We start from the raw sequence: 21,142 nt of genomic DNA, 5'->3' as shown, positions 1-21,142 counted from the left end.
CGCAGGACGCGGCTTTTTTCTTTTTTTAGACATTTGATAAAAAATAAATTGACCATTATTTTGACAAGTGTAGAATATAAAAAAGACAATTGTCAAAAAAGGAGACGGATACATGAAGAAGTTGCCTGATGCGGAATTTGAAATTATGCGGGTGGTCTGGGCGAACGAACCGCCTATTACGACCGCGATGGTGATGGAGCAGCTCGGAAGCGAGCGCAAATGGAAAGCGCCCACGGTCATTTCGCTTATGCTGCGTTTGGTGAAACGAGGCTTTTTGCGGACGGAGAAGGAAGGAAAAGAACGTACGTACTTTCCGCTGGTCAGCAAAGAAGACTACCTGGCTTGGGAAACGGAGCATTTTATGAAGCAGTATCATGAAAATTCGTTTTTGAGCTTCGTTAATACGCTGTACAACGGCAAGCAGCCGAGCGAAAAAGAACTGGACGATTTGCTGAAATGGGTCAAGGAACGGAGGGAGTAACGGATGCAGAGCTTGCAGAGCTTTATGATCGCCCTGCTGGAATGTTCGGTTGCCATGACGGCTATTGGCATGCTCTATATGGCGGCTTCGCCCTTCCTGCGGAAACGCTTTGCGGCAAAGGGACGCTACTATGCATGGTTGGCGGTGATCGTCGGACTTATTATTCCGTTTCGCTTCCATCCGTCGACTTCGGTAATTGATGTGAATACGCTGATGCCTGTGCTGAAGCATGCTGATGCGGACCGTTCCCCCATCGATCAGGCGGTTTCCGATGCGGCATCGACCGCCACGTCTATGCCGTGGTATGCGCTGGCCGGCAGCATCTGGCTGGCGGGAGTCCTCGCGTTCCTGTCTTATCATGCCATTCGGCACAGACGTTTCGTGAATATGGTGAAGCGCTGGAGCACGGATATGGTAGATCGGCAAGCGCTGCAAATGCTGCATGATGTCCAAGCGAAAATGAACATCACACAGAAAGTGGAACTGCGAGTTTGCCCCGTCATTTCCACTCCGATGCTGCTTGGCGTTGTTCATCCCGTCATTTTGCTTCCTTCGGACCGGATCCCGGCCCATGAGCTGCTGTTCGTCTTGAAGCATGAGCTGATCCATCTTAAACGCAAAGACGGGGTGTACAAAGCACTCGTGTTTCTGGCCACCGCTCTGCATTGGTTCAATCCGTTCGTCTACGCGATGGCCAGAGAAATCGCTCTCCAATGCGAAATCTCTTGCGACGAAGAAGTGGTGAAAGATACCGATATGGCAGGCCGCCGGCAATATGCGGAAGCCATTATCGGCATGATTCGAAAACAGCCGAGTACGTCAAGCTTATTGGTTTCCCGTTTCTATGGAGGCAAGCAGGGTTTGAAGAACAGGGTACTTTCCATTATGGATACCCGAAGCAAAAATGGGGCATTTCGCTTTTGACGATCGTCATTTTGGCTACGGCGGGCACAGGCGCAGTGTTAAAGCTGGTCCCGGGCGAGTCCGAAACCGCAACGTCCGAACCGACAAGGACCATGACGGTAACCGGGAGTGCGGCGGTGCAGAAGGAGAACGAGCCGCCGGCATCCTCTGCCGATCCGGTATCTCAGGCTGACGATCCTGTATCTCCGGCCGACGATCCGGAAGCGAAACAGGGTGGTATCGCTTTGGAATCCGGCATTCCGGAACCTGGCATTCCGGAACGCGACGCTTCGCCATTGTTAATACCTATGCCGGCGCCAGAACCGAACGCGTCCAATCCGGCATCCGGTGTAGCGGAGCGGGGAGAGGACGGGCCGGCCGTTCTGTTCGCCGATCGTGTATCTTCCGGCGGCAGCCCGGAATGAGGAAGGGATGACATCGTGCGAAATTCAAAGGTTATAAAATGGGCATTATTTCTGGTGGTCATGGCCGTGTTGGCCACAGGCTGCGCCAATCAGAAGCCGAATGCCAGTGAGCCGAATGCCGGCGAACGCGATACCGGCGCACCCCATACCGGCGAACCCAATACTGCCGGCCAATCGAATCCGTTTGAAGGGGGCGAACAGGAGACCGCGATGCTGGGCAGTATCGGCCATGGCTTTACCGATCCGCCGCTTGACGAGAATGGAGAGATCCTTCCCTTGCAGTACAATGGCGGCGAGTTAACGATCGATTATGCCGTACGCGCTTCCGGCAAAGCCAAAAACGTCGGCTTTCTCGTTTTTGTTGACGGCATCCCGCAGCCCTACAAGTTTAATTCAACCGAAGCCCCTTATGAATATATGCATATCTTTGACCTGACAGCGGATGACCGGGACACGCCTTTCACGTTCGTATTTACGCCCGTCACAGGCAAGAAGGGGGAGACCCTTCATGTCACGATTGCCAGCGTGTACAATCCGGCATTTATTCCGGACATGAAAGAAACGACTTCCTATGGAGGCTATCAGACGACGCTGGAATCGGGGAGACCGCTGGTCTTTAACCAAGACGCGGACCGGCTTGATCTTTCCTCCATCCCGCAGCAAGAGGTTCTGAGCCGTGTCCGCCTGTCGACGGAGCCGGTGACGCAGGAGCTGCTGGAGAAGCATAGCGTCATGGAGCAGGTGGACATGGAGACATTGGACCATAAGGTGTACAGCGACTTGTATATCGACGGCGCCGTTCGCCAGGACAACGTTCAGGTCAAGAAAAGCGGAAATCTTCGCGTGACATACAAACTGTTCGGCCACCCCGGGATGCGGTACAGAAGTACGTTCTACCTCAATCATGAAGCTTTGACCGGCAAAGACGGCGCTTCCTTCGAAACGACGCTGGCCAAAGGCGATGCGGCGGTGATCGAGGCCGATGTGGAGCTGGAGAAGCTGAAGGACTTCAATACGTTTTATGTCGTTTCCGTTCCTCTTAATGCGGACGATTTCCCCGATGATGTCGTCGTCCTGATGAAGACCCCCTCCCTGTTACTTTATAAAGGATTGGAGCAAAGCGGACGATGAGAACGAAACGGTTGATCGTGCTGTTGGCTTTATCCGCGCTTTGGATCGCAGGCTGCGCGCAATTCGAAACCAATCATCCGAACGATGCTGCGATCCCGGTCGCTGGGTATCACGAGGAAGGCGAGGCGGGAGAGCCCCCTTTGCCGACCTCTTCCGGAGCGTCCCGCCCATTGGATTTGCATTTCGATGAGATACAAGGCGATATCCGGAATATCCATTACGCGGACGGCCATCAGATGTTTCTGACGGCGGACCGATTGTACCTGTATAACCTGGATACGGGCCGTGTGACGGCCGAGACCTCGAAGGAGGCATTCGATCAGGAAAGGTACTGGGTTATTCAAGACGGATATGTGGCGGTCGGGCTAAAAATCAATTCCGGAGGCAGCAGCGGCGGTTTGTCGGCGACAGACGGCGGGATCACGTATCGCGCTATCTTCTATGACCATCAGCTCAATCAAAGGTCGGGATTTGATTTCAGCAAATTGCTTAAAGCGAATGAACTGATATTGTCCTTGAAGGCTATCGCGTTTTCCGCCGATGGAACGCAAGCGGCCTATGCCACGACAGCCGGACTGTATCTGTACGATTTCAACACGAAGCAAAAAACAACGGTCGTAGATTTGACCGCGGAAGATGCCAAGGCGCGTTCAGGCGTCGTGACGTTCGAACAAATCGGGTTCACGAATGAGGATAAGAAAATTGCATTTAAGGCGCAAAGCTTCGATATCCCCGCCGTACCCGGCAAGCCCTCTTTTGATACCTGCGGAACGGTAAATCCGGACGGCAGCGGTTTGGCGAACCGGACATTCGATGGCTATACGTGCAAGGAACTGACGGCTTACGACAAGCTGCTGCTTTTGGCTGAGGATTTTACGATCCCGTCCGGAAAAATTTTGGTTATGGAGATGCCGAGCGGCAAAACGAAGCTTCATACCTTGAGCGAGAAAAGAGAAAGCGGATTTGTGTCGGGTTCCGACTTCGGGCGTTATTTCGCGACTACACTTGCAGATCGGACAGGTTGGAAAATTCGGGTATACGACACGGGCACAGGCAAGCTCGAAGCGGAGCATCGGATTTCACACGACGGAGAAGCGGGGTATATGGCGAACGACCCGATTGTCAAAATCATTGACGACAAGCGGATTTATATGGTGCTGTTAGGCGCAAATCAAGAGGGGATTCAAACGAAAGTGATTGTCAGCCCGTTTTAAAGGTGGGAACGGTTCATGAAAGTCACGTTTAAAGGCATTTCAAAGCGATACAAGGGAAAGTATGCGTTACAAGATTTTCCGCAGAACTGGAAAACGGAATTTATGGACTTTTGGGAACCAATGGGGCGGGAAAAACGACGCTGATCAATATTTTTGTCGGCATTTTGAAAAGCGACAGCGGTCAGGTTTTGATAGATGGCGTTGATGCAAGGAGCCTGGGCGTCAACTTTTTGTCCCGTATCGGATATTTGCCGCAGTTCCCACAATTTTACAAAACTTTAAGGTGATTGAATTTTTACGATATATGTGCGTGCTAAAAGGCATCCCCGCAGAACAAGGCGAAAAAAGGGCCAAGGAATTGTTGGAAATCGTGAATTTAAGCGACGCCGCCGGCAAAAAATCGGGGCTTTGTCCGGGGGCATGCGCCAGCGCGTAGGGATCGTGCAAGCGATGCTCAATAATCCCGACATCCTGATTCTGGACGAACCGACAGCCGGACTTGACCCGCAAGAACGAATACGCTTCCGGAATCTGATCGCCAAATTTTCCGAGAACCGCACAGTCCTGTTGGCTACGCACATCGTTTCCGATATTGAATTTATCGCGAACCAGGTCATTTTATTGAAAAACGGGCGGCTTCTGAAGCAGGACACGCCTCAGGCGCTCGTGGGCGGAATCGCGGGGAAAGTGTGGGAAGTGGCGGCGACGGATGAAACGATAGATGAAAAGCTGAACCGCCTGAAAGTCAGCAATATGATGCGGGACCGGCATGAAATCCGGTTAAGAGTGATTGATGATGAAAAGCCGGATGCTCGCGCCGTAAACGTACTGCCGAATTTGGAGGATGTTTTTTTGTACTATTTCGAAGAGGGCGCACAATGGTAAAATTGATACTTTTCGAATGGCGCAAGCATTTTCTGAAAATTCCGGTGATGGCGGCGGTCCTTCTCTTCTCCATCTTGAACGTCGCGAAAATATACAGCGTATATGAGGGAAACTCGCTGCTCTCGAAAAATGTGACCGGCCCGCTGTGGAAGGAACTGTATTGGGACATGTACAAGGACTTCGGAGGGACGATCACAGACGAAAAATCAGGAAGCTTATGGCCATTTATCGGCCGTTGGAACAACGGACCGCCGATCTTACGGCAAGCACGACCTATCGCAACGCGGATACTTACTTGGCCAATGTCTACGAGGATTTCCATTTCTTCCGATGGTGTTATGTCAATCCGATGAAATATGCTTACGATTACGAGGCGTATGCCCACGGTGTGGCGAGCGCGGCAAGGGATAATATCGCGTTTTATGAATCCATGGGCAATGCCTACGAATCCCGCAAGAACGCGGCGATCGCGGAGCTTTTTGAGGGAAGGGCGATCACGAGCTTCTCCTACACCGAGATGTATCAGCATTATGTGCAGTACGATTTTTCGGCGTTTCTGGCGCTGCTGATCTGCCTGTACGGGTTTATGAGCGTGTTTCTGACCGAAAAGGAAACGGAGATGGATGCCCTGCTTCTTACGGCCGAAGCGGGAGGAGCGGCTACGGTCCGGGCCAAGCTCATGGCTTCCGCTCTTTTTGCCTGCCTCGTCTGCTTCTGGTTTTGGCTGGTTGATTTTGCGGCCTTTTCCGCGATATTCGGCTCTTGGGAAGCGGCATCCTCGCCTCTGTACGCCCTTGAAAGTTTCGTCCATGCCTCGATCAACGTGAGCCTGGGACAATACGCCGCGCTGTCCGCCGTAGTCAAAACAGCGGGAATTGTCGTGCTTGGTCTGGCGTTCCTGCTGATCTCCTGCTTTTTCCGAAATGCCTTGATCCCTTTTATAATCGGCCTGTTCGCGACGTTCGGGTGCGTCTTTATGGCGGAATCGTCCATGGGCTCCGGTCGCGTTTGGCTAAAAGCGATCAACCCGTTTGTGCTGGTCGTCAACCGGGAGCTGTTTCGCAAAGCGGAGTTTGTTTCCTTGCTCGGCTACCCGCTGCCAAGCTATATGGCTGCGTTGTTGTTTGCGGCCGTCTGGGGGGCGGTATTTCTTGGCGGCATTGCGATTTTCGTGAGGAAGAATGCTTGGCGTCAAGGGGGGAGAAGGCGTGTCATTATGGATCTATGAGATGAAAAAAATGTTTTTTCATCAGAAGGGCTTGATATTCATCGTTCTGTATTTCGTCTTGAGCATCGCGGCCATGATTCTGTTTGACAAGCCTGTCAATCCGGACATCGAGAGGAATCGTTCGCCGTATTCGTTCTACCTGGATCAAGTTCGGGGGCCGTACTCGGAGACAACCGAACGTTTTTTTGCCGATGAAGCCCGCAAAATTTCCGATGCCAAAGTCGCCTTGCAAAAAGCGACCGATGACTACTATGACGGGAACATGGAAGAAAATGAATTTCTGGCCGTGTCGGGCCCGCTGGAGAACATTTTGCAAAACGAAAAGGGCTTTAAGCTGATTTACGATCAATATACCTATATCCGCGAAAATCCGGGCAACCGGTATTTTCTGTATACGAACGGTTGGAACGGGCTGCTATCCCATGACAAGCTGGATTTCTTGTTTCTGTTATTGCTGCTTCTCCTCGTTGCGCCTGTATTCGGTTTCGAGTTCGACAGCAAGATGGACGCCCTTCTCCTTACTGTCAAACAAGGGGCAAGGCGTCACGCGATGTGCAAGATCGGCCTGGCGCTGCTGACGGTGGCCGTGCTATGTCTGTTGACCGCCGGTTTACGCTACACCTTCTACCAGTTGAAGTACGGCTTGGGGAATGGCGATTACCCGCTGCAAAGCTTGTCTTACTTTGGGACGTCCGCCAAGAGCAGCACGTTGTTCGAAGCTTTTCTATGGATAACGGCCGGCAAGCTGTTCGGCAGCCTGTGCTTTGCCATGCTGATCCTGTTTGCTTCGGTATGTTTGAAGAAGTATGCGATCACCCTGTTTTCCTGTACGGCCGTCATTTTGCTCCCCTACTATGGGCTGCCGCTGGAGTCCTCCAAATATTTTCTGCCGGGCCCCCTCGGATTTATGGTGTCGACCGGCTTTTTCAGAGGGAACGAATACAAGCGCAACCCGTTCAAGGATCAGATGGATGTGGTCTTTCGGGAAGTTTCCTTTACGGCATGGAGCATCGTGTTTGCGGTCACGCTCTGCCTCAGCGTCGCCATGTTCATCGTTATCTTGATCCGGCGGACTAATGAATGGAACGTTGGGAAGCGAAGTTATGGGCGGAGAGGGTTCCGGCTTATGCTCGTGCTCGGCCTCGCGGCGTCCGGCTTGTCCGGCTGCGCCTCGCCTGATACCAACGGGCAACGGGATGTTTACAACTACTCCTCCAGGCAGTCCTTTGAGAATGAGCGTTATCGGTTCTATACGGACGATACGGACCCGGAAAATATCCGGATTGTGTTCGAGGATAAAAAAACCGGCGAAAAAGGCGGCTTGGTCCGGAATCCCATGACCGCCTTAACCCGGGTGGAGAACGCGATCTACGGGAACGGCACGCATGTCTACTACATGAAATACGATTTTGACAAGCCGGCATTCCGTGAAGTTGTGGACCGATTTTCCGTTGTCGAAGTGGATACGGCGACCTTTCAGGAAAGCATGATTTTCGAAAAGAAGTTAAGCACAGACAGGAGCACAATGCTGGGACTCGTAAAAGCGAATGATTACGATGCGGGCTTTTATCTTACGATCAGCTCCTTCTTCCTGGATGACCGCAGCCTCTACTTCATCGGCCAGGACGAGATCAGGTGGGTCAATCGTTTGACAGGCAAAATGAGCGTATTGATCCGCTGTCCGGTGATCAAAAGTGTCGCCTTCGACGGCCGGTATATTTATTACGTCAATGAGAAATCCCGGGTGGTAAAGTATGATACCCGGACCGACTCCGAGACGGTGGTTCCGGATATCGTAACGGATTATTTCGTTTTGACCGATACCGAGCTGCTATTTTTGAATCGCAAGGATCGGCAAAAAATTTATGCCCTGCATCTGGGCAATGCCGCAATCCGAAAACTGACGGATAAATCCGTACTGACCTTTCATTATGACAAGCCCTATATTTTCTATGTGAATCAGTCGGATCTCAAGAACTATCGCATGGATATGGACGGTCAACTTGTGTATTGACTTAATTTCAATTTTCCGTATACTGAAAATATGAAAAGTTTAAACTCGAAATCAGCTGATTTAGTCAAGAAGGTTGCAAAAGAGCTTATGAAATGCGAGGTCGGCACCAAAATACCGACCACCCCCGAACTGGCCGCCATTTATTCCGTCGGCTTCGGGACCGTCGACAGAGCGATGACCGCTTTGAAGGAAACGGGCGCGATCAAGCTGCAATCGAAAGGGCAGCTCGGCACATTGCTGCTGGAGAAGAATACCGCGGCGCTGTGGGACATTATCGATCACGGCCCGCTGGTAGGCTCGTTTCCGATTCCCAACACGATCGAATTCGAGGGACTTGCCACGGGACTGATCCAGATGTTTATGGAGAAGCGTGTGAACTGCAGCCTGACGTTCAAAAACGGCGCGTCCTTGAGGGTGAAGCAGCTGCTCGACGGGCAATGCGATTTTGTCGTCATGTCGCATTTGTCGGCCGTTCGGTCATGCCGGGAGCATCCGCATTTGCAGCCGGTGGCGATTTTGAACAGCAACAGCTACTACATCGACCTGATCATTCTGCACCGTAAAGACGCCGTTCCCGATATGAAATCGTGGCGCATCGGCCTGGACCCGACCTCTTACGATCACATCGCTTTGTCGGACGACATCTTCTCCGATAACGAGAAAATCAATATCCACTACGGCCATATTCCGTACCTGATCGCGGACGGCGTTATCGATGCCGCAGTGTGGCATAGCACGCAGCTCGTTCCCGCCGCTTTAATCGACGTGCTTGCGGTCCGGCGGGTGGAGAAGCTGGAGACGGGCTCCGAGAAAAGCATGGCGGCGGCCATTGTCGTCAATGGGGAGCGAAAGGAAATCGTGGCTTTGTTTCACGAGCTGTGCGATGTCGGGCGAATAGGAGGCATACAGCAGGAAGTCATATCACGGAAACGGTCGCCGGCCTTCTAGTTCCGTGCGATCGCATCACCTTGAAGAAAGGAAGACTTTATGATCAAGCGACATACGGAAGCGATGGACGTTGTCGTTCTCGGCGGGGGCGCGGCCGGCGTCATGGCGGCCGTCGCCGCGGCCCGAAACGGCGCCGACGTGCTGCTGGTGGAAAGCCAGAACTGCCTGGGCGGTTCCCGGACGGCGACGGGCGTCGATACCTTTTACGGCTTTTTCACCCCCGGCGACAATCCGCGCAAAATCGTCGCGGGCATTCCCGATGAAATCGTAAACCGGCTGCGCCGGGAAAACAAGCTGTTCGACAGGCCCAACACTTACGGCGCCGGCATGGGACTGACCTACGATGTGGAATCGCTCAAGATCGCGTACGAAGACCTGGTGCTGCAATCGGGCTGCCGGCTGCTGTTCCATACGACGGCTTGTCATGTGGAGGCTGCGGACGGGCGGGTGAACAGCGTATGGCTGGCCAACAAAGCGGGGCTGACAGAAGTGAAAGCCAGTTATTTCATCGATACGACCGGGGACGCCGATATTGTGGCGCGCGCCGGCGGCGGCTTCGATGCCGGTTCGGACGACGAGCCGAACCAGTCGCTGAGCACGATTTCTTTATGGGCAACGTCGATCTGGAGAAGGCCAAGAAGGTCAGCCACCGTGAAATGACGGAGCGGATGAAGGAGGCGAACAAGAGCGGACGATTCCGGCTGCCGAGAGAGGACGGATCGTATCACCGGACGCCTAATCCCGGCATGATCCAGGCGAACATGGTGCGGGTGAGCCGCATCGACGCGACGGACCCGTATTCGCTGACGAAAGCGGAAATCGAGGGACGGAAGCAGGTTCAGGAATATGCCGCTTTTTTGAAGGCCTGCATTGACGGTTTTGAGAACGCTTTCCTTATCGGCACAAGCCAATATATCGGCGTCCGCGAAACGCGCAAAATCGACGGGCATTACAAATTGACGGAAGAAGACGTCATCGCCGGACGCAAATTTCCCGATTCCATTGCCTGCTGCGGGGCACCCGTCGAGGATCATCATCCCGGCGAAGGAACCAGATGGGTTTATGTCGAGAATGGCGGGTATTATCACATTCCGTACAGGTGTCTCGTTCCGAGAAGCTTGCAGAATGTTATTGTAGCGGGACGATGCTTGTCCGCTACGCACGGCGCCCAGGCATCCGCCCGCAATTCGGCGCAGGCAATGGCCATGGGACAGGCGGCAGGAACGGCGGCGGCGCTGGCTGCCGCGGCGAAGCAGGATTTTATTGATCTGGACATCGGCAGGCTGCGGCGAACGCTTGTCGAGCAGCATGCCATCATCGAATAGCGAAGGGGAAACGACAGTGGGTAAAGTCAGAACCGTACTGGGCGATGTCGATTCGGCCGATTTGGGCATGGTTTACGCTCATGAGCATCTGATCATTTCCGGCGGTCTAGGCGTGATGAAGAAAAGCGACCTGCTGTTGGACAGCGTCGAGGCGGCTTGCATGGAAGTCGAGGACGTCAAGCAGTATAACGTCAAGACCTTCGTCGATATGATGCCGCTTGATTGCGGCAGGCACCCCGAGCGTCTCGTCGAGATTTCCAAAAGAACGAATACCCATATCATCGCCACGACCGGTTTTCACAAGCCGATGTATTATGACGACATTCACTGGATCTACAGCTACACGGAAGACCAGATCCGCGAGCTCCTCGTAGCCGAAATAACGGAAGGGATGGACCGGCACAGCTATAACGGACCGATCGTCGAGCGGATTTCGGCGAGAGCGGGCTTGCTGAAAGGAGCTTCGGACTATAACCGGATCAGTGCCGTATCCTGTAAATTGTTTGCCGCAGCGGCGGGAGCCCAGCTTTTAACCGGCGTCCCCATTTCCACCCATACGGAGGAAGGAACGATGGGGCTCGAGCAAATCCGGCTCTTGACCGATCTGGGCGTCGATCCGGCATCGATCATTATTTGCCATACCGATCGCAACCCGGACCCGGAATATCATATTGCGATGCTGCAAAGCGGCGTGTACCTGGAATACGACAACGCTTCCAGAATCAAATATTGGCCTGACAGCATGATCGTCGATTTGATTCTGAAAGTTGTCGAGGCCGGCTATGAGGATCAAATTTTGCTCGGCACCGACTTTGCGCTCCGTTCCTATTGGAAATCATACGGCGGAGGGCCGGGTATGGCGCATCTGGCGGCTTCTTTTATTCCCCGGCTGAAGCGGAACGGCCTGAGCGACGAGACGATCGCCAAGTTTATGGTCCACAATCCGGCCAGAGCGTTTCAAATCAAAGAACAGCGAGGCGGATAATCGATGAGCGAGGACTTCACGCAACTGGATTATATCCCTGCGATGAGCGCGAAGACGGATTATGGAATCGGCATGATTGGAAGCGGATTCATTGTGAGGACGTGCCACCTCCCGGCTTACCGGGAGGCAGGCTTTCGGGTTGAAGGAATCGTATCGCGCACGAAGGCGAACGCGGAGTCGGCGGCCGCCGGCTTCGGCATACCGAAAGTGTACGATTCGATCCGGGAGATGCTTGACGATCCGGCGATAGCCATCGTCGATATTGCCGTTCCTCCCCATCTGCAGCCGGAAATCATCGCGGAGGCGGCCAAAGCCGGCAAGCATATTTTGGCGCAGAAGCCGCTTGCTGTGACGTACCGGGAAGCGGCCGAGACGGTTCGCCTGTGCGAGGAAGCGGGCGTGCGGCTGGTCGTCAATCAGAACGGACGCTTCGATCCGGCTGTCATGGCGGCGAAGGATCTGATTCGGAAAGGGTTCGTCGGAAAACCCGTATTCGCCACGATCGAGCTTCGATACAAGCCGCACTGGCAGGAATATCAGAAGCGGTACGAGCGGTTGATGTTTTTATTCATGAGCATTCACCATCTGGATCAATTCCGCTTCTGGTTCGGGACGCCGAACCGGCTGTTCGCCAGCGCGATACCTCATCCGGAGGGACTTTATCGGGGCGAATACTCGTCTTCCTACATATTGGAATACGGCAACGGGCTCTTGGCATCGGCGTGGGATGACGGTTTTACGTGGGATGAAGAAGGCTTCGGCGTTTTTTATAAAATCGAAGGAACCGAAGGGGTGATCCGGCTTAATATCGGCTGGCCCTCGGGCGGACCGAGCCGGATTGCTTATTTGTCCAGGCGGCCGGGCTCCGCTTGGCATTCGCCGGAGCTTGCGGGAAGCTGGTTTCCGGGCGCGTTCAAATATACGATGAACGAAATGTTCCGCACCTTGACGACGGGCGAGGAATCGGCCATTAGCGGCCGCAACAATCTGGAAACGATGGCGATGATGGAAGCCTGCTACATGTCGGTGCGGGAGAAACGGTCGATTTCGATTGCGGAAGTGATGGAGTCCGCTGTCAGTCGGTAAGAAGGGAGCGCATCCATGTCCAAACATGCGATTATTGTAGGCGGCACGAGCGGAATCGGCCTGGCGACGGCCAAAATCTTTCTCCAGCAAGGCATGCATGTTGCCGTCATCGGGAGAGACGAGCAAAAGGGGAAGTCGGCGGAAGCCGAATTGCAAGCGCTTGCTTCAGTCCCCGGACAAGTGAGGTCGTTCGCCTGCGACGCGTCGGACCGATCGTCTATGGAAGCGGTTTATCATACGCTGCTGGAAAGCTGGGAGACGCTCGACATTCTCGTCCACGTAGCCGGAATCAGCGGGCGCAAATGGGGCGACGGCCCGTTGGACGAATGTACGGAGGAAGGCTGGCACGTCGTCATGAGCAACAACGTGACCAGTGTATACATCAGCAATCAGCTCGCCCTGCGCGCGATGAAGCGGCAGAAGTCCGGCGTGATCGTGAACATTTCCTCCATTCTGGGCATGCTGGGGGCGCAGGATCACTTCGTCACGCACGCCTATGCCGCCAGCCGGGGAGCGGTCATTGCGATGAGCCGGTCGGCGGCGGTCTATTATGCGAAGGACGGCATCCGGATCAACACGGTCTGCCCGGGGCTGCTGGACACGCCGATGTCGCAAAGGGCGATCAACAACGAGGAAATACGGGAAGCGTTGACGTATTTTCAACCGCTTGCCCCGCATGTCGGATATCCGACGGACGTTGCGGCGGCGGTGGCGTTTCTCGCCTCGGACGAGGCGAAATTCATTACCGGAATCGCGCTGCCGGTCGACGGCGGCTGGCTGGCCCAATAAATGACGGTGAGATGAAAGGGAGAGAACGGCGATGAGCAGCACGATGCACGATTTTGCATATACAACCGATTATTTGGAAGGCGTACGCCACATCATCGACAATATCGAATCGACCCAAATGGACGCGATCGATCGGGCGGTCGATATTTGCGCGAAGAGCATGCTCAACCGGAATGTCGTCCATCTGTTCGGCAGCGGACATTCCCGCATGGCGGTCGAAGAGATGTATCCCCGTTACGGAAGCTTCGCCGGCTTCCATCCGATGGTGGAGCTATCCTTGACGAATCATCACGCGGTCGTCGGCTCCAACGGGCAACGGCAGGCGATGTTCCTGGAAAACGTAGAAGGCTTCGGCAAAGTGATCGTTTCCAACTTCCATTACGGCGAGCACGACAGCATCATCATTTTCTCGCATAGCGGAACGGGCAATGTCGTTGTCGACATCGCGCTGGAGATGAAGGAAAGGGGTATCCCGGTCATCGCCGTCACGTCGCTGGCTCATAGCCGCTTGTCCGCTGCCAAGCATTCCTCCGGGAAGAAGCTGTATGAATTGGCGGACGTCGTCATCGACAACTGCGCCTTGCCCGGAGACGCCATGGTGAAGATCGACAATTTGGAAACGCCGGTCGGTCCCGGCTCGACGATCGGCAATACGGTCATCGTCAATCTGATCAAGTGCAAGCTTGCCCGAAAGCTTACCGAGCAGGGGCAGCCTCCGAAGGTATTGACAAGCGCGCTTGTCGTCGGAGAAGAAAAGGCGAAGCAATTGTTCGAAGGCTCTTACGAGGAATATTGGGCGAAAACCAGATATCTGTAAGGCTTAATCCCACTTTTCGAGGAGTGACGAAGATGAAATTGGGGTGCATCAATTCGGCCTGGTTCGGCACGGCTGTCGATTATTTCGATGGAATCGCCAAAATTAAAGAGATCGGCTTCGATACGATCGATATTTTCCCCGACTTTTCCTTTAAATCGTACGATTTGAAGCGCATCAGGAAAATGTGCGCGGAACGGAATATGCCGATCTCGTCGATGGTCTCGGCTTATCCGGAGCTCATATCGCTGGAGGAGCATGTCCGCCGGTACGCGATCGAATCCTACAAGCGGCTGCTGGACATGGGGGTCTATCTGGACGCGAAAAATCTGCTTATCGTGCTCGGAGAGTACATTTGGGAGAAAAATGTGATCAAGCCGCAGGTGCAGTGGCAGCAGGCCGTCGGCGCGGCCAAGGAGCTGTCCGAGTACGCGGCCAAATGCGATATGAACGTGCTGGTCGAATTGGAGCCGTTCCATTATTCGCTTGTTAATGACATCGATACGATGGAGCGGTTTTTGCAGGATGTCGATATGCCGAATTGCCTGGCGAACGTCGACCTGGGCCACCTGCATGTCAGAGGCATTCCCGCCAGGGAAATCACCCGGTTGCACGGAAAAATCGGCGGCGTTCATTTGTCCGACAACGACGGGACCGTTCATAACGACTGGCGACCGGACGCGGCAACGCCGACCTGGCAGGCTATTTGCAGGTGCTGCACGAATGCGGGTACGACGATGTCGTCTCGATCGAGCTGGAATTTGCCGAGGATCCGGATCATATTGTCGAATGGGTGACGGAAGCGTACGACCGGACGGCCGAGCTGATGGACCGTTTGAACCTTCGAACCTGAGAGGAGCAAAGGAAGGGCGGCAGATGAACAACATGAGTCATAGCCTCCCTCCGTGATCGGAGATCCGGCGACCTATGTATATGCGGACCGCATGTCCGCCGCCGCGATTCTGGATGCGGTCAAAGCCGGACGCGTGTACGTCTCGCGCAGACCGGTGCTCGATATCGAGGCTGAGGCGGACGGCGAGGTGTTCCCGCTCGGCAGCGGCCTGACGGAGCCGGTCGGGTATTCGGAGGCCGGCTTCGTCCGATGCCGACTGGCCGTGCCGAACGCCGCGGCAGCTGTGCCGCACGTCATCGGGAACGGTGCCGAAATCGCAGTTCATCCGATTTCGAAAGCGGTTTCGGAATTCGAGTTTCGTCAGGATTGGAAGGCGGACGCCGGATATGTCTGGCGAAGGTTCGAGCTCCGTTCGGACAGCGGCGAGCTGCTGGCCTTCACCAATCCGATCTCGTGCGGTTCCAAAACGAAATCGATTGCGACCTGCCGAAGGCGAAGCAGGGCTGGCAGCGTATGGCTATATCATCCATTATTTCGATGGGAATTATTGTAATTGGACATGAAATGGGAAGAGGTGCTAGGATGCGTTTTTATTTAATCGGCGCAGGCGTCATCGGCAAGACGCATGCAGAGGCGATTCGCAAGCTCCGGATCGAGGGCGTCGAGCTTTGCGTCGCGGACCCCAATCCGTCCGCATTGGCCGGATTTGCGGAGCTGTACCCCGAGGCGCGCGCTTTCTCCAGTGCGGAGGAGATGCTTGCCGCACCGGCCGCGGACGACGATATTGTCATCGTCGGCACGCCTCCGTTTACCCACTGCCGGCTGTCGCGGCTTGCGCTCGAATCCGGCCGGCACGTTCTGTGCGAGAAGCCGCTTGTGATGAACCGCGCGGAAGCGGAGGAACTGCTCGCGGTCGCGAAGGCGCACGACCGGCTGCTCGGCTGCTGCAGCGTACGTTTCCTCGGCCTTCCCAAAATGGACGAGGTGAAGAAGCTCGTGCAGTCCGGAGCTTTGGGCGACATCTATAAAGCGACATTCATTTACCGCGGTCAGCGGTCGCGGCCGGGCGTGGAATACCAGCCGGAAAGCAAATGGTTTCTCGACCGGTCGAAGAGCGGCGGAGGCATTGTCATGGACTGGGGGCCGTACGATTTTTCCGTGCTTAACGAGCTGTTGGCGCCGTCTTCCGTAGAGGTTGCCGCAGCCTGGACCAGCAAGCCGCAGACGCAGATCGATCCGACGGATACGGTGTACGACGTGGAAGGCCATGTCGGAGCGATGCTGAACTACCGGCTGAAGGACGGCAAAACGGTATGGGTCCACTACGAGCGGGCTTCCTGCACGCATGGCGAAGCTTACCATCACGTCGAGATCGAAGGAACGCTCGGCGCCGTAAGGTGGTCGCCATATTTCGAATCGGATGAGGTCGTCTATACGCGGGACCGCAATGGGGAGCCGGAATCCGCCATCACGCTGGCGGTCAATGAAAGCGAGTTCGGATTTATGGATCACCCTGTCGCGTTCTTTTACCGGAAAGTAAAAGGAGAGACGTCGCAGGCCGTTGTCAACGAGCAGGCGCTGTTCAACTTCCTGTGTCTTCAGGCCCTATACGACTGTGCCGAGACCGGCAAGCCGCAGCGCATCGAGCGCGGGACGCGGAACGTGAACGTCCGGATATAGGAGGGAGAACGGACCATTGAATATTAAAGGTTTTTCGACGGGCTTGTTTGGCTGGCACGAAAGGTACCGGATGGACGGCAAGGAGCCGTCCTGGGAAGAAATATTCCGCGACGTCGCCGAGTCGGGTGTCGACGCGGTGGAGATCGATCCCGTTCCGGAGCTGGCGGCGGCAGCCAAAGCAAGCGGGCTGGCGGTTTCCGGCACCTACATCGGACTTGCGCTGCATGAACCGTTCGAAGCGCTGGACATTGACCGTTCCGTCCTTCCGGCAGCCAGAAGGCTGGCGGAAGCCGGCGGCACCGATCTCATGATTAACGCAGACCCGAAAGGCGGATGGGGGACCCCGGAGCCGAAGACGGAAGAAGAATTTAAGCGCCAGGGAGACAATCTGACGAGAATCGCCGCGGCCGTCGGCTCGCTCGGCCTTCAAGTCAGTCTGCACAATCACGCGGCCACAGCGCATAACGCGGAAGGCGATCTGCGCTCCGTGATCGATTATGCGGCCGAGGAGGTGGGCCTTTGCATCGATACCGGATGGGCGCACACCGCCGGCTGCGATCCGGTCGCATGGGTCCGGAAATATCCGCAACGCGTATACGCGTTTCATCTAAGAAACCAGATCGGAGGCATCCCGACGGAGGATCTCATCGATGGCGAAATCGACATGCGCGGCCTGATCGGCGTCCTTGCGGAAATCGGCTACAAGGGCTGGCTCGCGTTGGAGCTGTGGCACCGTGAGGATACTCATCCGCAGCGTACGATGATCGAGGATACGAAACGGTCGATCGACGCATTGAAGCGATGGATAAAATGACTTTTATCTAACAAGGAGGATAGGAGCATGCCCAGGTTAAAAGGCGCGATACCGAACGTTATCCTGCGCCCCAAAAAGCGGCAAAGCATCAAAGCGCATAATATTCATGTGTTATATCTGTTTTTGCTCCCTGCTATTGTCCTTACTTTCGTTTTCTCGTATTTGCCCATGTTTTCCAATTACATCGCCTTCCTGGACTATGATTTCAATAAAGGCTGGTTCGGCTTTGGCAGTAAATTCGTCGGATTCGACAATTTCAAAAATTTTATATGACCCTAATTTCTACCATCTGATGGGGAGGACGATGCTGTACAGCGTCACCATGATGGTCGCGACGTTTACGGCTCCGCTTGTGCTGGCGCTGATGCTCAATGAATTGCGGAGCGAGCGTTTCAAACGGATGGTGCAGACTTCGTCTTATATCCCGCATTTTGTATCATGGGTAACCGTTGCCGGTTTGTTCTACATGTTTTTGACTGTCGACGCCACCGGCATTGTCAACAATCTCCGTCAATTGATCGATCCGGACGCCACACGTATTTCCTATATGCAGGATGCGAAAAACTTTCTTCCGGTTCTCGTCATTTCGGAAGTCTGGAAAGAAACGGGATGGGGAACGATCCTCTATCTCGCGGCGCTCACCGGCATCGACCCGCAGCAGTACGAGGCGGCGCAAGTGGACGGAGCAAGCCGTCTGCAGCGCTTGCTGTATATTACGCTTCCAGGTTTGACTCCTACGATGTGCATACTTCTGATCTTCTCGCTGAGCGGACTGTTTTCAACCAACTTCGACCAAGTGTTCAACATGCAAAATAAGATGATTCGTATGGAAACGGACACGATAGGCGTGTACACCTATTACCAGGGTCTGGTAAGCGGACAGTATGCGTATTCCGCCGCAGTCGGTCTTTTTCAAGGGCTGATATCCTTTATTCTCATTATGCTTACAAACGCGATTACGAAGCGCCTTAGCAATGTAGGCATCATTTAAGGGAGGAGCTACTTGAAAATATGGAAGCCAGATCAAGACATGTTCGCATTTTCGGACGAAATAAAATCAAACGAACGACGGGCGAGCGGATATTCGATGCTTTTAACATCTTCATTATGATCGTTTGGAGCATTTCAGCCATCTATCCTTTTGGTACATATTGGTCATGTCTTTTAATACCGGAGCGGACGCGGCCGCGGGGCCGATATGGTTCTTTCCTCGCGTCTTTACGCTGCAGAACTATGCCTATGTTTTTCAGTATGACAGGTTGCAGACGGCATTTGTCGTGACGACGCTCCGCTGCATGATCGGTCCCATCATCTCCGTTTTTGTGACCATGCTGGCGGCGTTTGCCCTGTCGAAACGGTTTTTGCCGGGACGCAGGACGATACTCTTTTTCTTTATGATCCCGATGTTTATTAGCGGTTCCATCATTTCCAATTACGTCGTCATGGTAGAGCTCGGACTGCTGAATAACTTTCTCGTCTACGTACTGCCTGGCGCATTCGGATTTTTCAGCATGGTCATCATGCGCACGCATATCGAGGAGCTGCCGATTGAATTGCAAGAATCCGCGATGATCGATGGCGCAGGTTATTCGCGTATATTCATGCAGGTCATATTGCCGCTGTCCAAACCGATCCTCGCCGCATTTTTGTTTTTCTCCGTGGCGGGCAATTGGCTCGATTATTACACCAACCTGGTTTATGTCACGGATCGGAGTTTAAGCACGCTGCAGTTTGTGCTGTATGAAATCATCAACCGGACGGAAGCCAGTACGCTGATCGATTTCACGAAGACGACAGGCGCCGCGCAACGCCGGCTCATGTCGATGCAGAACAACACCGTTCCTACGCCCGAAGTGATCAAGATGACGGTCATGGTCGTCGTTACGTTCCCGATCCTCTTTGTATATCCGTTTTTCCAGAAATATTTCGTAAAAGGCATGTTGACGGGAGCAGTTAAGGCGTAAGCCTCTGCATGTATAGCGAATAAAAAGGAGGGTTGGTTTTATGACACGCAAGATTTTGGCATTCACGCTCGCGATTGTGCTCGCGACGGCTCTTGCCGCATGCAGCGGCGGGGAGGAAGAAACGACCAAGCCGGAAAGTGCGAATCCCGGCGCAGCGAAAACGGCGGACAACGCCTCGGCGACTGCCGAACCCGTTGATCCTGACGAGCTGGTGAAATCGTTTAATGAAATTAATCTGGAAGTTCTGAGTCAGCTTTCATCGAACCCGCGTAAACCGGTGGAAGACCGCCTGACTCCGATTTGGCGCGAAAAACCAAAGTCATTCCGGACATCGTCGAAATACCGGCAGGCACGGACTATAAAAGCTGGCTGCAAATGCAAATACTGGCCAATACGGTGCCGGCCGTTATCGCCAATCAAAACGGCATCGCCGACGATCCGGACAATCTGGCCATGCTGAAAAATGCGGGAATGGCCCGCGAGATCACATTGGATGAACTGAAAAGATATATGCCTCGTACGGCCGAAAGGCTGGCTGATTTGGGCGTTACGATGGAACAGTGGTATCAGGCGAGCGTCGACCCGAGCGACGGCAAGTTGTGGGCGATCCCGTCGCTTCCAAGCCCGCTGCTGAAAGAAGAATACCGCAATTCGCCTTACGGCGATTCCCGTCTCGGAAACGGCGGTTACGGGGTTTGGATCCGGGACGATATTTTAAAGAAAATATATCCCGATGCGATGAGCGCGGCCGAACTGAAGGCTCTGGCAGTGGCGAACAAGGGCAAATTAAAGCTTGAGCAAATATTGGATATTCCCATTCACAATCTCGATGATTTATACGATTTTCTCAAAAAGATACAAGATCTCAACCTGACGGAGAACGGTCACCCCATTATACCGGCTCATCTTCAATACGAAAACAGCAGAGGAGCGCTGTACTGGTCCTTGTTCTCGGCGACAGGATTGCATTTAAGCCAGGCCTATCCGCTTATTATCAATGAATCGAAAAATATGTATGTGGACTACCAGTTGACTCCGGAGTGGAAAAACTATATTTCTTTTATGAACAAAGGTTTTAATCAAGGTCTGTTCGGCCAGGAATTTTACATTCAGAAAAACGAGCAGCGCGACGCCAAAATTATTAATGGCGAGTATGCTGTCGTGAATATGTGGCATCCGATTTCCGCCAATCTGGACAAGATCCGAAAAGAAGGCAAAACATACGACTGGCGATACTATCCTATTTTTGCCAATGAACTGGACCCGAGCTACCAGGATTCGGCTACCCAATACTTTCCGTTGACGACAAAATGGAATTCGAAAGTGATTAATCCGAAAAAAGTGTCCGAAGATATGATCCCGCAAATTTTGAACTGGATGGATTGGAACTATTCGACAGAAGCTGCTATTTTGCGCGCATGGGGTACGCCGGATATGTATACGGGCGAAGGAATGAACCGCCGGTACAAGCCGGAGTACAAAAAGGTCGAAGAATATAAATTGCTCGGCAAACAAGATCCTACGGGCGACGGATGGTATTATGGAATTCAGGGCCAGGATAACACGATGACGAACCCGGAAGTAGTTAGTGTAAAATTTCCGT

24 protein-coding genes are annotated in these 21,142 nt (G+C 53.8%); all 24 read left to right on the top strand.

The window, feature by feature from the left end:
* Nucleotides 1-112 precede the first annotated feature (112 nt).
* Nucleotides 113-481, top strand: a complete 369-nt coding sequence (locus PACILC2_RS14945) for a BlaI/MecI/CopY family transcriptional regulator (RefSeq protein WP_213529304.1) — start codon at nt 113-115, stop codon at nt 479-481.
* A 3-nt stretch (nt 482-484) separates the two neighbouring features.
* The gene (locus tag PACILC2_RS14940) at nt 485-1,405 is read left to right on the top strand and encodes a M56 family metallopeptidase (RefSeq protein WP_213529303.1); all 921 of its coding nucleotides are present in this window, start codon (nt 485-487) and stop codon (nt 1,403-1,405) included.
* Nucleotides 1,402-1,809, top strand: a complete 408-nt coding sequence (locus tag PACILC2_RS14935; protein WP_213529302.1) for a hypothetical protein — start codon at nt 1,402-1,404, stop codon at nt 1,807-1,809. Before PACILC2_RS14940 ends, PACILC2_RS14935 begins: the two co-directional genes overlap by 4 nt.
* Nucleotides 1,810-1,824: 15 nt before the next feature.
* Nucleotides 1,825-2,940: a beta-glucanase/beta-glucan synthetase gene (locus PACILC2_RS14930; protein ID WP_244863532.1), complete on the top strand. Its 1,116-nt coding sequence runs from the start codon at nt 1,825-1,827 to the stop codon at nt 2,938-2,940.
* A complete protein-coding gene (locus tag PACILC2_RS14925) occupies nt 2,937-4,154 on the top strand; it encodes a transcriptional regulator (protein WP_213529301.1) in 1,218 nt (405 codons plus the stop codon). Before PACILC2_RS14930 ends, PACILC2_RS14925 begins: the two co-directional genes overlap by 4 nt.
* A gap of 15 nt (nt 4,155-4,169) precedes the next feature.
* Nucleotides 4,170-4,298 carry a hypothetical protein gene (locus PACILC2_RS28030; protein WP_280515321.1) on the top strand — a complete coding sequence of 43 codons (129 nt, stop codon included), beginning with the start codon at nt 4,170-4,172 and terminating at the stop codon, nt 4,296-4,298.
* Nucleotides 4,265-4,441 (top strand): ATP-binding cassette domain-containing protein, encoded by a 177-nt coding sequence (locus PACILC2_RS28025; RefSeq protein ID WP_280515319.1) that lies wholly within the window; start codon nt 4,265-4,267, stop codon nt 4,439-4,441. The genes PACILC2_RS28030 and PACILC2_RS28025 overlap by 34 nt, the downstream gene beginning before the upstream one ends.
* 19 nt (nt 4,442-4,460) lie before the next feature.
* Entirely contained in the window at nt 4,461-5,039 is a 579-nt protein-coding gene (locus PACILC2_RS14920; RefSeq protein ID WP_280515318.1) for an ATP-binding cassette domain-containing protein, read from the top strand.
* Nucleotides 5,040-5,256: 217 nt separating this feature from the next.
* On the top strand, nt 5,257-6,267 hold the full coding sequence (locus tag PACILC2_RS14915; protein ID WP_244863531.1) for an ABC transporter permease: 1,011 nt from the start codon (nt 5,257-5,259) through the stop codon (nt 6,265-6,267).
* Complete coding sequence (locus PACILC2_RS14910) at nt 6,248-8,281, top strand: DUF5050 domain-containing protein (protein ID WP_244863530.1); 2,034 nt, start codon at nt 6,248-6,250, stop codon at nt 8,279-8,281. Before PACILC2_RS14915 ends, PACILC2_RS14910 begins: the two co-directional genes overlap by 20 nt.
* 87 nt (nt 8,282-8,368) lie before the next feature.
* Nucleotides 8,369-9,229, top strand: coding sequence for a YhfZ family protein (locus PACILC2_RS14905; RefSeq protein ID WP_062489303.1), 861 nt, complete (start codon nt 8,369-8,371; stop codon nt 9,227-9,229).
* 39 nt (nt 9,230-9,268) lie between these two features.
* The gene (locus PACILC2_RS28020; protein WP_213529299.1) at nt 9,269-9,889 is read left to right on the top strand and encodes an FAD-dependent oxidoreductase; all 621 of its coding nucleotides are present in this window, start codon (nt 9,269-9,271) and stop codon (nt 9,887-9,889) included.
* The gene (locus PACILC2_RS28015) at nt 9,838-10,554 is read left to right on the top strand and encodes an FAD-dependent oxidoreductase (protein WP_213529298.1); all 717 of its coding nucleotides are present in this window, start codon (nt 9,838-9,840) and stop codon (nt 10,552-10,554) included. The genes PACILC2_RS28020 and PACILC2_RS28015 overlap by 52 nt, the downstream gene beginning before the upstream one ends.
* A gap of 16 nt (nt 10,555-10,570) precedes the next feature.
* On the top strand, nt 10,571-11,539 hold the full coding sequence (locus tag PACILC2_RS14890) for a phosphotriesterase family protein (RefSeq protein ID WP_213529297.1): 969 nt from the start codon (nt 10,571-10,573) through the stop codon (nt 11,537-11,539).
* 3 nt (nt 11,540-11,542) lie between these two features.
* Entirely contained in the window at nt 11,543-12,625 is a 1,083-nt protein-coding gene (locus tag PACILC2_RS14885; RefSeq protein ID WP_062489297.1) for a Gfo/Idh/MocA family protein, read from the top strand.
* Between the two features lie 15 nt (nt 12,626-12,640).
* Nucleotides 12,641-13,414 carry an SDR family NAD(P)-dependent oxidoreductase gene (locus tag PACILC2_RS14880; protein WP_213529296.1) on the top strand — a complete coding sequence of 258 codons (774 nt, stop codon included), beginning with the start codon at nt 12,641-12,643 and terminating at the stop codon, nt 13,412-13,414.
* Nucleotides 13,415-13,445: 31 nt separating this feature from the next.
* Nucleotides 13,446-14,231: a sugar isomerase domain-containing protein gene (locus PACILC2_RS14875; protein WP_213529295.1), complete on the top strand. Its 786-nt coding sequence runs from the start codon at nt 13,446-13,448 to the stop codon at nt 14,229-14,231.
* Nucleotides 14,232-14,263: 32 nt separating this feature from the next.
* On the top strand, nt 14,264-15,025 hold the full coding sequence (locus PACILC2_RS14870) for a sugar phosphate isomerase/epimerase family protein (RefSeq protein WP_213529294.1): 762 nt from the start codon (nt 14,264-14,266) through the stop codon (nt 15,023-15,025).
* 108 nt (nt 15,026-15,133) lie between these two features.
* The gene (locus tag PACILC2_RS14865; RefSeq protein ID WP_213529293.1) at nt 15,134-15,634 is read left to right on the top strand and encodes a CehA/McbA family metallohydrolase domain-containing protein; all 501 of its coding nucleotides are present in this window, start codon (nt 15,134-15,136) and stop codon (nt 15,632-15,634) included.
* A 29-nt stretch (nt 15,635-15,663) separates the two neighbouring features.
* Nucleotides 15,664-16,761, top strand: a complete 1,098-nt coding sequence (locus PACILC2_RS14860) for a Gfo/Idh/MocA family protein (RefSeq protein WP_213529292.1) — start codon at nt 15,664-15,666, stop codon at nt 16,759-16,761.
* Nucleotides 16,762-16,777: 16 nt separating this feature from the next.
* The gene (locus PACILC2_RS14855; protein ID WP_213529291.1) at nt 16,778-17,575 is read left to right on the top strand and encodes a sugar phosphate isomerase/epimerase family protein; all 798 of its coding nucleotides are present in this window, start codon (nt 16,778-16,780) and stop codon (nt 17,573-17,575) included.
* A gap of 304 nt (nt 17,576-17,879) precedes the next feature.
* On the top strand, nt 17,880-18,566 hold the full coding sequence (locus PACILC2_RS14850) for an ABC transporter permease subunit (RefSeq protein WP_213529290.1): 687 nt from the start codon (nt 17,880-17,882) through the stop codon (nt 18,564-18,566).
* A 166-nt stretch (nt 18,567-18,732) separates the two neighbouring features.
* Complete coding sequence (locus PACILC2_RS14845; RefSeq protein WP_213529289.1) at nt 18,733-19,539, top strand: carbohydrate ABC transporter permease; 807 nt, start codon at nt 18,733-18,735, stop codon at nt 19,537-19,539.
* 300 nt (nt 19,540-19,839) lie between these two features.
* The coding region (locus PACILC2_RS14840) for a type 2 periplasmic-binding domain-containing protein (RefSeq protein WP_213529288.1) at nt 19,840-21,142 on the top strand (1,303 nt) is incomplete at its 3' end.

The organism is Paenibacillus cisolokensis (assembly GCF_018403665.1).
GTDB lineage: Bacteria > Bacillota > Bacilli > Paenibacillales > Paenibacillaceae > Paenibacillus_AH > Paenibacillus_AH cisolokensis.
This window is presented reverse-complemented; position numbering and strand designations above follow the sequence as displayed.